11 protein-coding genes and 2 tRNA genes are annotated in these 13,068 nt (G+C 61.8%); 1 reads left to right on the top strand and 12 read right to left on the bottom strand.

The window, feature by feature from the left end:
* Window positions 1-43: 43 nt before the first annotated feature.
* The 9 genes from rimP to rlmE form a co-directional block, all read right to left on the bottom strand.
* Entirely contained in the window at window positions 44-502 is a 459-nt protein-coding gene (gene rimP, locus CLAM6_RS00865; RefSeq protein WP_043333393.1) for a ribosome maturation factor RimP, read from the bottom strand.
* Window positions 503-625: 123 nt separating this feature from the next.
* Window positions 626-702: transfer RNA gene (locus tag CLAM6_RS00860), tRNA-Met, on the bottom strand.
* A 103-nt stretch (window positions 703-805) separates the two neighbouring features.
* Window positions 806-892: transfer RNA gene (locus CLAM6_RS00855), tRNA-Leu, on the bottom strand.
* 62 nt (window positions 893-954) lie between these two features.
* Entirely contained in the window at window positions 955-1,341 is a 387-nt protein-coding gene (gene secG / locus CLAM6_RS00850) for a preprotein translocase subunit SecG (protein ID WP_043333391.1), read from the bottom strand.
* A 5-nt stretch (window positions 1,342-1,346) separates the two neighbouring features.
* Window positions 1,347-2,093 carry a triose-phosphate isomerase gene (tpiA, locus tag CLAM6_RS00845; protein ID WP_107335694.1) on the bottom strand — a complete coding sequence of 249 codons (747 nt, stop codon included), beginning with the start codon at window positions 2,091-2,093 and terminating at the stop codon, window positions 1,347-1,349.
* 214 nt (window positions 2,094-2,307) lie between these two features.
* Window positions 2,308-3,657 carry a phosphoglucosamine mutase gene (gene glmM, locus CLAM6_RS00840; protein WP_043333386.1) on the bottom strand — a complete coding sequence of 450 codons (1,350 nt, stop codon included), beginning with the start codon at window positions 3,655-3,657 and terminating at the stop codon, window positions 2,308-2,310.
* The gene (folP, locus tag CLAM6_RS00835) at window positions 3,654-4,547 is read right to left on the bottom strand and encodes a dihydropteroate synthase (RefSeq protein ID WP_441303502.1); all 894 of its coding nucleotides are present in this window, start codon (window positions 4,545-4,547) and stop codon (window positions 3,654-3,656) included. The genes glmM and folP overlap by 4 nt, the downstream gene beginning before the upstream one ends.
* A gap of 416 nt (window positions 4,548-4,963) precedes the next feature.
* Window positions 4,964-6,964, bottom strand: coding sequence for an ATP-dependent zinc metalloprotease FtsH (gene ftsH, locus CLAM6_RS00830; RefSeq protein ID WP_054556443.1), 2,001 nt, complete (start codon window positions 6,962-6,964; stop codon window positions 4,964-4,966).
* Between the two features lie 481 nt (window positions 6,965-7,445).
* Window positions 7,446-8,069 carry a 23S rRNA (uridine(2552)-2'-O)-methyltransferase RlmE gene (gene rlmE, locus CLAM6_RS00825; RefSeq protein ID WP_225347478.1) on the bottom strand — a complete coding sequence of 208 codons (624 nt, stop codon included), beginning with the start codon at window positions 8,067-8,069 and terminating at the stop codon, window positions 7,446-7,448.
* 279 nt (window positions 8,070-8,348) lie between these two features.
* On the opposite strand from rlmE, the gene yhbY reads away from it, so the two are divergent.
* On the top strand, window positions 8,349-8,663 hold the full coding sequence (yhbY, locus tag CLAM6_RS00820) for a ribosome assembly RNA-binding protein YhbY (RefSeq protein WP_043333380.1): 315 nt from the start codon (window positions 8,349-8,351) through the stop codon (window positions 8,661-8,663).
* Between the two features lie 106 nt (window positions 8,664-8,769).
* On the opposite strand, the gene CLAM6_RS00815 is transcribed toward yhbY, so the two are convergent.
* The 3 genes from CLAM6_RS00815 to carB form a co-directional block, all read right to left on the bottom strand.
* Window positions 8,770-9,222 (bottom strand): hypothetical protein, encoded by a 453-nt coding sequence (locus CLAM6_RS00815; protein WP_043333377.1) that lies wholly within the window; start codon window positions 9,220-9,222, stop codon window positions 8,770-8,772.
* Between the two features lie 126 nt (window positions 9,223-9,348).
* Window positions 9,349-9,825 carry a transcription elongation factor GreA gene (gene greA, locus CLAM6_RS00810; protein WP_043333374.1) on the bottom strand — a complete coding sequence of 159 codons (477 nt, stop codon included), beginning with the start codon at window positions 9,823-9,825 and terminating at the stop codon, window positions 9,349-9,351.
* Window positions 9,822-13,052 carry a carbamoyl-phosphate synthase large subunit gene (carB, locus tag CLAM6_RS00805; RefSeq protein WP_107335696.1) on the bottom strand — a complete coding sequence of 1,077 codons (3,231 nt, stop codon included), beginning with the start codon at window positions 13,050-13,052 and terminating at the stop codon, window positions 9,822-9,824. Before carB ends, greA begins: the two co-directional genes overlap by 4 nt.
* Window positions 13,053-13,068: the final 16 nt, after the last annotated feature.

Raw genomic sequence — 13,068 nt, 5'->3', positions numbered from 1 at the left:
TCGACCCGGGCTCGCAACGCGAGCGGTGTGCCGACAACGTCAGTTATTTGAACTGCGGCACAATGCGTGCCTGGTCGATGCTTTCAATGGGAAAGCAGTATTCTTCTTCATCGACCCGGATCACGACATCACCGTCTTCGGTGCCAGTCACCAGCCCCTGGAACTTGCGCTGGCCATCGAAGGCCTGGCGAAGTCGCAGTGCCACCACGTGACCGATGTAGCGCTCGTACTGGTCAAGCGTGAACAACGGACGATCCATGCCTGGAGACGAGACTTCAAGCTGGAACTGACCGGTAATGGGGTCTTCGACATCCAGTACGGCACCCACCTGACGACTGACGTTTGCGCAGTTGTCCACGGTAATGCCATCGGGATGGTCGATATAGATCACCAGACGGGACTGCTTGCCTTGGGAGAGATAGTCGATACCCCAGAGCTCGAAGCCCAGAGCAGAGACGACTGGATCGATAAGCGCGTTAAGCGCAGCGTCCTTGGTTGACACAGACGAGGCTCCTACAGCAGTTGCATCAGGCACCTGACCGGGAGTAGAGAAGAGAGCTAGGTGGCTGATTGGCACTGGTGCTAACAAAAAGCCCCTTCATAGGAAGGGGCCTTTCAAGAAACTTGGTAGCGGGGACCGGATTTGAACCGATGACCTTCGGGTTATGAGCCCGACGAGCTACCAGACTGCTCCACCCCGCAACAATAGTCGGACGATGGTAATGTCACCGAAAAAGGAGGTCAAGGAATGACGTCTTTCCAAGGTGGCAGAGTTGCGTCCAGACTGCCAATCGATCTAACAAGATGGTGCCGAAGGGGGGACTTGAACCCCCACGACCATAAGGTCACTACCCCCTCAAGATAGCGTGTCTACCAATTCCACCACTTCGGCACGGGGGCGGGTATCGCCTGAGACGTTACCCGGAAGAATTCAAAGTTAACGCCTTGAATTCCTTAGAGTGCTGGTTGGTCTGCGTTGCCGCTTTCCTCAAGCACTGGCGACGTATTCTCCACACTTTCCTCGGAGTCGTCAAGTGATGGCAGTGAATTTTTCTGCTGCTCGATCACGCTGGCATTCGGAATGCCCGCTTCGACTGACGGCTGGTTGGCGTTGGACGCGAACCAGGCCAGTGTCAGAGAGGTCGCGAAGAAGCCCGCGGCCAGAACACCCGTGAAGCGCGCGAGGAAGTTGCCGCTACCGCTGGACCCGAAAACGGTCTGGGAAGCACCACCGCCACCAAAGGCAGCGCCAGCTTCGGCACCCTTGCCCTGCTGGAGAAGGACGAGCACGATCAGCGCGACCGCGAGTACCACATGGACCATCAGAACGGCTACTTGCATGAGATTCAACCTGCAGACTGGCAAATGGCTAGGAATTCGTCGATCTGGAGCGAGGCACCGCCCACGAGACCGCCGTCGATATCCGGCTGCGCAAGCAGCTCGGCGGCGTTGGCAGCTTTCATGCTGCCGCCGTACAACAATTGCATTGCCTCGGCGAGCGAGGCAGACCACTCGGCCAGGCGCGCGCGAATGGCCGCATGGACCTCCTGCGCCTGTTGGGGCGAGGCGGTGCGCCCGGTACCGATGGCCCAGACGGGCTCATAGGCGACGACCAGACGTGTGCGCGCATCAGCGGAGAGCGCGGAGAACACCGCCTCCAGCTGTCCCAGCACGACACGCTCCGTGTCACCGGCTTCACGCTCCTCGAGCGTCTCACCGACGCACAGCACCGGTGTGAGGCCAGCGGCAAGCGCCGCCTCGACACGCGCCAGTACCGCCGCATCGTCTTCAGCATACAGGCTTCGACGCTCCGAGTGACCGACCAGCACCATCGTGGCACCGACATCCTTGAGCATCTGACCCGCCACTTCGCCGGTAAAGGCACCCTCGCTCGCCGGGTTCAGCGTCTGCCCCGCCAGCGCCACGCTCACAGGCATGCTCGCGCGAGCGGCGCTCAGATAAGGGAAAGGCACTGCCAGCGCCACCTGAATGCCCTGCGGCAGCTCAGCCGCCTGCAGGCCCCGAGCAAACTCATCGACCAGGGCAAGATCACCATTCATCTTCCAGTTTCCGGCAATCAGCGGTGTACGCATGTGCTTCTCCCTTGTGAGCAGTGCGAGGATGGTAATGGAGCCGCCCTTGACTGACAACCTTCGCGACCCCTGTCAAGCCCCGTGATCCGGCACGATCAGGCTCGGGGCAACTGCCAGAACGACAACAGGCGCACTCGGCGCCTGTTGTCGTTCTGTGCAACCCGACCACTCAGCGACGTGCACCGTCGCCCCGGCGAGCTGCCTTGTCAGCGCATCACGCCGACATGCTGGATTCGACCGTCGCGGCGATCTGGCCTGCCAGCGCATCGACATCGAAGTGCGGACGCCCTTCGACCATGACGCGAATCAGCGGTTCCGTGCCGCTGGGACGCAGCAGCACGCGCCCTTCGTTGCCCAGCGTCTGCTCCACTTCGACCACCGCGGCCTGGACGGCATCCGCCGCCATCAGTGCCTTGTTGTCACAACCCGGCGCCAGACGCACATTGATCAGCGCCTGCGGGGCCTTTTCGAAGCCGACCAGCAACTCGCTGAGCGAGCACTCTTCACGCGCCATGATCGCCAGCACCTGCAGCGCCGAGACGATGCCATCACCGGTGCTCTGGATATGGCTGCAGACGATGTGACCGGAGGATTCGCCGCCCAGCTGCCAGCCATTGGCTTCCAGACGCTCGATGACGTAGCGGTCACCGACCTTGGCACGCTCGAAGGGAATTCCCAGGCCTTCCAGTGCTGCCGCCAGGCCGAAGTTGGACATCAGGGTGCCGACGACACCACCGCCCAGCACGCCGCGCTCGTGACGGTCACGCGCGATCATGTAGAGGATGTCGTCGCCATCGATGACACGGCCATCGGCATCGACCAGGATCAGGCGGTCACCATCCCCATCGAAGGCCACGCCCAGATCGGCGCCCTGCTCGATGACGGCCGCGCGCAGCGCCTGCGGGTGCGTGGAGCCGACGCCCTGATTGATGTTGAGGCCATCCGGCTCACCGCCGATGACGCTGACCTTGGCACCCAGCTCACGGAAGACGTTCGGCGCGATGTGATAGGTCGCGCCATGCGCGCAATCCAGCACCACCTTCATGCCGTGCAGGCCCAGGCGACCCGGCAGCGTGGACTTGCAGAATTCGATATAGCGACCGGCCGCATCCTGGATGCGTGACGCCTTGCCCAGGCTGTCCGGGCCGACGATCACGATGTCACGGTCCAGCTCGGCTTCGATCTCGGCTTCCAGCGCATCATCCAGCTTGGTGCCGGCAGCGGAGAAGAACTTGATGCCGTTGTCCGGATAGGCGTTGTGGGAGGCCGAGATGACGATGCCGGCATCAGCGCGGAAGGTGCGCGTCAGATAGGCGATCCCCGGCGTCGGCATCGGGCCGAGCAGGGACACATCGACGCCCGCTGCCGAAAGGCCGGACTCGAGCGCGGATTCGAACATGTAGCCCGAGATGCGCGTGTCCTTGCCGATCAATACCTTGCCGCGGCCGTGACGGGCGAATACGCGGCCTGCCGCCCAGCCCAGCTTGAGCATGAAGTCTGGCGTGATGGGGAATTCCCCGACCGTGCCGCGAATACCATCCGTACCAAAATAACGTCGACTCATCGTATCGTGCCTTCCTTTAGCACGGCCCATGCCATGTCGACAGCGTCGACAGTCGGGGCCACGTCGTGAACGCGAAACAGTCTGGCCCCGTCACGAACGGCCAATGCCGTCAGTGCCAGGTTACCAGCCAAGCGATCCTCTACCGCGCGCCCGAGGGCATTGCCGATCATGCTCTTGCGTGACGTGCCGATCAGCAGCGGGAGGTTGAATTCATGCAACTGCGCCATGCGGTGATACAGGCGCAGATTGTCTTGCAGTGACTTGCCGAAGCCAAAGCCGGGGTCCAGCAGCAGTCGCTCACGCGCGATGCCCGCCGCCTCACAGGCCGCGATACGCGCCGCCAGGAACGTCCGGACTTCCTGCTCGATGGACTGAGCATAATGCGTATCCTGCTGCATGGTGTCCGGCTCGCCGCGCATGTGCATCAGACAGACGGGCAGCCCGCTGTCAGCGGCGGCCTCGAGCGCGCCGTCTCGATTCAGCGCACGCACGTCATTGATCATACCGGCCCCCAGCCGTGCGGTTTCGCGCATGACTTGCGGGTTGCTGGTATCGATGCTCACCAAGGCGCCCAGCTCGCTCACCAGCCGCTCCACCACCGGGCAGACCCGCTCAAGCTCTTCTTCGGTGCTGACCGGCGTCGCCCCGGGTCGCGTCGACTCACCGCCGACATCGATCATCGCGGCACCATCGGCCAGCATCTGCTCGGCATTGCGCAGCGCGGCGTCCAGGGTCGCGCTGCGGCCGCCATCCGAGAAGGAGTCCGGCGTCACGTTGAGAATCCCCATCACCCGCGGACGCGAGAGATCAAGATGGTGTCCAGCGCACTCCAGTGACATCAGATGGCCCACTCGAGGCTCGAGAGGCGTACTCAAGGCAGAATTCGTCATGGCATTCCATACAGGCGAGAGAGGCGCGAAGGTGGCTTCGCAGCCCGGTCAGAAATGATTGGGCACCACTTTAAAGAGCCAGCCCATGGTGCGCAAGGCGTGGAATGGCCACCACACGGGGCGTCAGCAGATGGCAACGCCATTGGCTCAGACCTTTCACCCCACGCTCATCATGGCGCTGACAATGCCCGTGCAGAGACATGAGTCGACACCGTCACGCCACGGCGTAGGCCACTCATCAGCAATACCTTAACTTCACCAGCGTCATTGCTGCAGTGGTACAGGCCACCACTGCTGCAGACAAGAAAACGCCCGACTGGCAAGCCAGTCAGGCGTTTTTCCTTTCAGAGGCTTCAGACATCGCATGCGATATCGGGCGCCCCTTATGCCTAGATCGGGCCTAGATCAGGCCTACATCAATGGCCGCTCGGGCCTCCCAGCGGATCAGACGGGCGACGGCGATTGCTGTCGTCATCTTCACTGCCATCAGCGTCATCATCCGCCTTGGGAGCTTCCGGCGCTTCCGCCTTCGGAGTGTCGGCAACCGGGGCCACCAGGCCACCGTCACCGCCGCTCGCCGGGCCACCCCAGTCCTTCGGCGGACGCGGAGCACGACCCGCCATGATGTCCGCCAGCTGCTCGGCATCGATGGTCTCGTAGGTCATCAGCGCTTCGGTCATCGCATCCAGCTTGTCGCGATTCTCTTCCAGGATCTGCTGCGCCTTGGCGTAGCACTCGTCGATGATACGACGCACTTCCTTGTCGAGACGCGAGGTGGTGTCGCCAGACTTCAGCTTGCCGCCACCCTGACCCGGGCCACCGAGGAACTGATGGGACTCGTCCTCGTCGTACATGATCGGGCCCATCTCACTGGAGAGACCCCACTTGGCGACCATGTTGTGGGCAAGCTCGGTAGCACGCTTGATGTCGTTGGACGCGCCGGTGGTGACACCGTTCGGGCCCAGCGTCATCTCTTCGGCGATACGACCGCCGAACAGCGAGCAGATCTGACTGATGATCTGCTGACGCGAGTAGCTGTAGCGATCCTCTTCCGGCAGGAACATCGTCACACCCAGCGCACGACCGCGCGGAATGATCGACACCTTGTAGACCGGGTCATGCTCGGGCATCACCAGGCCGATGATGGCGTGGCCAGACTCGTGATAGGCCGTGTTGCGCTTCTCCTTCTCGGACATGACCATCGATTTGCGCTCGGCGCCCATCATGATCTTGTCCTTGGCCAGCTCCAGCTCTTCCATGCCGACCAGACGCTTGTTGCGACGCGCGGCGAACAGGGCGGCTTCATTGACCAGGTTGGCCAGGTCCGCACCGGAGAAGCCCGGCGTACCACGTGCAATGTTGACCGGTACGACGTCATCGCCCATCGGCACCTTGCGCAGGTGAACGCCGAGGATGTGCTCGCGACCACGGATGTCCGGCAGCGCGACGGTCACCTGACGGTCGAAGCGGCCCGGGCGCAGCAGCGCGGGGTCAAGCACGTCAGGACGGTTGGTCGCGGCGATGACGATGATGCCGTCGTTCGCCTCGAAGCCATCCATCTCGACCAGCAGCTGGTTCAGCGTCTGCTCACGCTCATCGTGACCACCGCCCATGCCGGAGCCACGGTGACGGCCGACGGCGTCGATCTCATCGATGAAGATGATGCACGGTGCCTGCTTCTTGGCCTGCTCGAACATGTCACGCACACGGGAGGCACCGACACCGACGAACATCTCGACGAAGTCAGAACCGGAGATGCTGAAGAACGGCACCTTGGCTTCACCGGCGATCGCCTTGGCGAGCAGGGTCTTGCCGGTACCCGGCGGGCCTACCATCAGGACGCCACGCGGAATCTGACCGCCAAGACGCTGGAACTTGCTGGGGTCCTTGAGGAAGTCGACAAGTTCCTCGACCTCTTCCTTCGCTTCGTCACAGCCTGCGACATCGCTGAAGGTGGTCTTGATCTGGTCCTGGCTCAGCAGCTTGGCCTTGGACTTGCCGAAGCTCATCGGACCACCCTTGCCGGCACCGCCACCCTGCATCTGGCGCATGAAGAACATGAAGATGGCCAGAATGATCAGAATCGGGAAGCTGGCAATCAACAGGCGTGTCCACAGCGACTGCTGCTCAGGCTTCTTGCCGATGACCTCCACCTTGTTGGCAAGCAGGTCATCCATCAGCTTGGGATCGGACGCCGCCGGCCGGATGGTGGTGAAGCTGGAGCCATCGGCCCGCTCACCCTCAATGGTGTAACCATCGATGGTCACACTCTTGATCCGGTCGTTCTGCACCTGCTGGACGAACTGTGAATAGTTCATCGCCTGCGGCGAGGTATCGACGCTGAAGTTGTTGAACACCGTCAGCAGCACTGCTGCGATGATCAACCAGAGAATCAGGTTCTTCGCCATGTCGTTCAAGGGGACACCCTCATTGCATGAATCTGTCTTGGCATGCCGTGAATACTCCGACTGCCGTCTTGTGGTGGCCTGCCATGCTATCTGATCGTGCCTGCGGGGTATCAAGTTAGCGCAACGCGCCACTTCGCCTACCGAGTCACTCAAAGCTTGCCGTGCATCGTGCTACTTGCCTGCCAGCATCGGTAAGGCATTGAAACCCACCGAACTGTCACTGGCCCATCGTACTCAAGACCCAATGATATCGACACTACACCAGATGGGGGCTGGCAACCATTGCTTAAAGCCCGACAATGGACTATTGCGCCGATAGACAGCCTGCATCAGCCAGCGCCGCGACTCGCCCGGACACATTGGCGCCAGTCTGGACGAGCATCGCATGGCTCGCCTTAACCCGCGATGAAGCATGCGACCAGCAACGTGGAAATCTCGCCACCGCGAGTCGATACCTGCCGCGTGCAGCGGCATGCAAGGACACTGATCATCAACCCTTGAAGCCCTGCCCCAGCAGATAGACTTCGCGTGAGCGTGCACGCGACGCTTCCGGCTTGCGGGTCACGACCTTCTTGAAGCTGCCACGCATGTCCTTCAGATAGGCATCGAAGCCCTCGCCCTGGAAGACCTTGACCAGGAAATTGCCGCCCGGCTTGAGGGTCTGGCGCGCCAGATCCAGCGCCAGCTCGACCAGATACATGCCGGCAGGCTGATCGATCGCGCTCATGCCGCTCATGTTGGGCGCCATGTCGGAGATCACGAGGTCCACCGGGCGGTCACCCAGGGTGGCCAGAATCTGGTTCAGCACGGCCTCTTCGGTGAAGTCGCCCTGAATGAAATCGACACCGGCCAGGGCGTCCATCTCGAGAATGTCGGAGGCGATGACCACGCCTTCCATGCCGACGCGGTCCGCGGCGATCTGGCTCCAGCCACCGGGGGCTGCGCCGAGGTCGATGACGGTGGCGCCCGGCTTGAGCAGGCGGTCCTTGTCATCGATTTCAATCAGTTTGTAGCTGGCACGGGAACGATAACCGTCGGCCCAGCTGCGCTGGACATAGGCGTCATCAAAGTGTTCCTTCATCCAGCCAGCACTGCTCTTGCTGGGGTGAGCCACGTTGTCACCTGGAATGTCGGGGAAAATCGAATACTGGCGGGAGATAGCGCGGGGGATAACGACGACACGAAAGGCGTGGCAAGCTTGCGCACGGGTCGTGTCATGAGCGTCGTCATGGAGTAGAATGGCGGGTCCTGCGCGCGGTTCCGCCCGTGGGCACAGACATTGCCTGCGCAACAGACGGGTTCACACCCCTGGATTTCAAGCCCTGGAGTCGACCCTGTCTTTCGCTACGCTCCCCGCTCCCATCGGACGCCAACAGGGAAACTTTACGATACCATGAGCTTGTCACAGTCACAAAAGAAAGCATTTCGCAGCATCGGGCACCATCTTGACCCGATCGTCACCGTCTCGGAAAACGGCCTTTCCGAAGGCGTCGTGACCGAACTGGAGCGCGCACTGCACGATCACGAACTGATCAAGCTGAAGCTGGCGATCAACGATCGCGAAGCGCGCGGCGAGGTGGCTCGCCACCTGTGCAGCGAAACCGGCGCGACCCTGATCCAGAGCATCGGCAAGATCGCTCTGCTGTATCGCCGCAACCCGCAGGCCAAGCCGAAGCTGTCGAACGTACAGCGCTTCAGCGAGAAGTAAGCCGCCGGGCCCAGGCCTGACGAGGCTCACCTCGCACGCCACGCCTGCCGCAGACAGAAACGCCGCCCTCATCGAGGGCGGCGTTTCTGTTTTCTGTTGCTGACAATCACGACCTGACGCGCTGATTCAGCTCGAAGGTGATGTCGTCCAGCGCCCGCTGGGTGACCTGATGACGCTTGAGTGTAGTCTTTCTGGACTCCCCATCACCGTTGCCGGCATCGCGATACTTGATGACCAGCGTCTTCTTGTCGAAGGTGAAATCCTCGATCAGCTCATAATCGATCTTGCGACACCCCATGAGTGGTGACGGCCGCAGATAAAGCGCCTGATCACCGAAGTGCGCCAGCGGCATCACCAGGTGGAAAACTCCCCTCGCCAACAGGGCACTCCCGAGGACCAATGATGGCGTCAACAGCGCCGAGTCCCCGGTGTACCGATAGGCAAACGACTGGGAGACCACATATGCCACCCCGAACAGCATGAACCCGAGCACCATGAAGATGGCCACCATGGAGGTTGCCATGATGCGCTTTTCCGGCTGACTTCCCTGTACTTCCATTACTCCCTCCCTGAAGGGTTTCGTGCCCGCAGGCCAAAAAAACAGCCCTGCCGGGGTTACCGGCAGGGCTGTCACGGCATCAGGATCTGACGAATCAGAGGCGATGCACTTCAGATGTGACGTGCTTCAGATGTGATGCACTTCGGAGATTTCATACTCCACATCGCCACCCGGGGTACGCACGACCACGACATCCCCTTCTTCCTTGCCGATCAGCGCACGCGCGATCGGAGAGGTGACGGAGATCTTGCCGTCCTTGATGCTGGCTTCATCTTCGCCAACGATGCGATAGCGCACTTCGCTATCGTCATCGAGGTTCATCAGGTCGACCGTGGTGCCGAAGATCACCTTGCCAGTTTTCGGCAACTTGGTGACGTCGATCACCTGGGACATGGAGAGCTTGGACTCGATCTCCTGGATACGACCCTCGATGAAACCCTGCTGTTCACGCGCGGCGTGGTACTCGGCATTCTCCTTGAGATCGCCGTGCTCACGGGCTTCCGCGATGTCAGCGATGACCCGGGGACGCTCAGTGCCCTTTAGGTGCTCGAGCTCCTTGCGAAGGCGGTCTTCGCCTTCGACGGTCATCGGACTTCTACTCATATCATGACTCCTGCATGCATATCCTGGAGACGACGGACCTTGACGTCGTTGCCGTAGGCAAGCGCCATGCACACGGCATTGGCACCCGCCAGCGTCGTGGCATAGGGCACCTTGTGCGCCAGCGCCGTGCGACGGATCACGGACGAGTCATTGATGGCCTGACGTCCCTCTGTGGTGTTGACGATATAGGCGATCTCGCCGTTCTTGATCATGTCGACGATATGCGGCCGCCCTTCGAACACCTTGTTGACGGGTTCAACCTCGAGGCCGGCAGCGGCAATCACCTCTGCCGTGCCACGGGTAGCACAAAGCGTAAAGCCTAATGTTACCAGAGAGCGGGCTACCTCGATAACGCCCGCCTTGTCGAACTCACGCACGGACAGGAAGGCCTTGCGATCGCCAGTCAGGGTCGGGATGGCTTCACCGGCACCCAGCTGCGCCTTGTAGAAGGCTTCCGCGAAGGTATCGCCGGAGCCCATCACTTCGCCGGTGGACTTCATTTCCGGCGACAGGATCGGGTCGACCCCCGGGAACTTGGCGAACGGCAGCACCGCTTCCTTCACACTGTAGAAGGTCGGCACGATTTCCTGGGTGAAACCGATCTCTTCCAGGGTCTGGCCGGCCATGCAGCGTGCGGCGATCTGCGCCAGCGACTGGCCGATGCACTTGGAGACGAACGGCACGGTACGTGAAGCGCGCGGGTTGACCTCGATGACGTAGATCACGCCATCCTGCCAGGCCAGCTGCACGTTCATCAGGCCGACGACGTTGAGTTCCAGCGCCATGCGCTTGACCTGCTCGCGCATCTCTTCCTGGACGTCTGCCGGCAGCGAGTACGGCGGCAGTGCGCACGCGGAGTCACCGGAATGGATACCGGCCTGCTCGATGTGCTGCATGATGGCGCCGATCACGACCTGCTTGCCGTCGGACACCGCGTCGATGTCGACCTCGATGGCCGCGTTCAGGAAGTGGTCCAGCAACACCGGCGAGTCATTGGAGACCTTGACCGCGTGGGTCATGTAGTTCTCGAGCTCGGCGGCCGAGTAGACGATTTCCATCGCGCGGCCGCCCAGCACGTAGCTCGGGCGCACCACCAGCGGATAACCGATGACCTCGGCCTTGACGAAGGCTTCCTCGAAGCTGCGCGCGGTGGCGTTTTCCGGCTGGATCAGACCGAGCTTCTCGATCATCTGCTGGAAACGCTCGCGGTCTTCGGCGCGGTCGATGGCGTCCGGCGTGGTACCGATGATCGGCACACCGGCGGCTTCGAGCTCACGCGCCAGCTTCAACGGCGTCTGGCCACCGAACTGGACGATGACACCGACCGGCTGTTCCTTGTCGGCGATCTCCAGCACGTCTTCCAGGGTGACCGGCTCGAAGTAGAGGCGATCGGAAGTGTCGTAGTCGGTGGACACGGTTTCCGGGTTGCAGTTGACCATGATGGTCTCGTAGCCGTCCGCGCGCATGGCGAGGGAGGCGTGGACACAGCAGTAGTCGAACTCGATGCCCTGACCGATACGGTTCGGACCGCCACCCAGCACCATGATCTTCTTCTTGTCGCTGACTTCCGCCTCGCACTCTTCCTCATAGGTGGAGTACATGTAGGCGGTGTCGGACGCGAATTCGGCGGCACAGGTGTCGACGCGCTTGTAGACCGGACGGATGCCCTGCTTCTGGCGGTGCTTGCGGAAGGCCTTCTCGGACACGCCCATCAGACGCGCCAGGCGCGCATCGCTGAAGCCCTTGCGCTTGAGACGGAACAGACGATCAGCGTCCATCTCGCCCAGCGAGCTTGCGGCTACTGCGCCTTCCTGAGCGATCAGGTCGGCCAGCTGCACCAGGTACCAGCGGTCGATGTTGGTGAGGCGGAAGATCTCTTCGATATCGAGACCGGCACGCATGGCATCGGCGATGTAGAAGATACGCTCGGCACCGGCGGCCTGCAGCTCGCCCTTGATACGCGCCATGTTCTCGTCGCTGAAGTTCTCGACGATCGGGTCGAGGCCGTCAACGCCAGTCTCCATGCCACGCAGCGCCTTCTGCAGGGATTCCTGGAAGGTACGGCCGATGGCCATGACTTCGCCGACCGACTTCATCTGCGTGGTCAGGCGGTCATTGGCCTGCGGGAACTTCTCGAAGGTGAAGCGCGGAATCTTGGTGACGACGTAATCGATGGACGGCTCGAAGGACGCCGGCGTCTTGCCACCGGTGATGTCGTTCTGCAGCTCGTCCAGGGTGTAGCCGACGGCCAGCTTGGCGGCGATCTTGGCGATCGGGAAGCCGGTCGCCTTGGAAGCCAGCGCCGAGGAACGCGACACGCGCGGGTTCATCTCGATCACGACCATGCGGCCAGTGTCCGGGCAGATGCCGAACTGGACGTTGGAACCGCCGGTCTCGACGCCGATCTCGCGCAGAACGGCCAGCGATGCATCACGCATCAGCTGGTATTCCTTGTCGGTCAGGGTCTGGGCCGGGGCGACGGTGATGGAGTCGCCGGTGTGCACGCCCATCGGGTCGAAGTTCTCGATGGCGCAGACGATGATGCAGTTGTCGTTCTTGTCACGAACGACCTCCATCTCGTATTCCTTCCAGCCCAGCAGCGATTCGTCGATCAACAGCTCGCGGGTCGGCGACAGCTCGAAGCCGCGATGGCAGATCTCTTCGAATTCTTCACGGTTGTACGCCACGCCGCCGCCGGAACCGCCCATGGTGAAGCTGGGACGGATGATGGACGGGAAGCCCAGCTCGGCCTGGATTTCCCAGGCTTCTTCCATGGAGTGCGCGACCTTGGCCTTCGGGCACGCCAGACCGATCTTCTTCATCGCCTTGTCGAAGCGATCACGGTCTTCGGCCTTGTCGATGGTGTCGGCGTTGGCACCGATCATCTCGACACCGTACTGCTCGAGCACGCCTTCGCGCTCCAGCGCCAGCGCACAGTTCAGTGCGGTCTGGCCGCCCATGGTCGGTAGGATGGCGTCCGGGCGTTCCTTCTCGATGATGCGCGCCACGGTTTCCCAGGTGATCGGCTCGATGTAGGTCGCATCGGCCATCACCGGGTCGGTCATGATGGTTGCCGGGTTGGAGTTGACCAGGATGACCCGGTAACCCTCTTCACGCAGGGCCTTGCAGGCCTGTGCGCCGGAATAGTCGAACTCGCACGCCTGGCCGATGACGATGGGGCCGGCGCCGATGATCAGGATGCTGTTTAGGTCTGTACGTTTCGGCATGTCTCTTCCCGCAATG

It is taken from the genome of Cobetia sp. AM6, assembly GCF_009617955.1.
In the GTDB taxonomy this organism is placed as follows: Bacteria; Pseudomonadota; Gammaproteobacteria; order Pseudomonadales; family Halomonadaceae; genus Cobetia; species Cobetia amphilecti.
The sequence above is the reverse complement of the archived record's forward strand: the minus strand, read 5'-3'. Positions and strand labels throughout refer to the sequence as shown.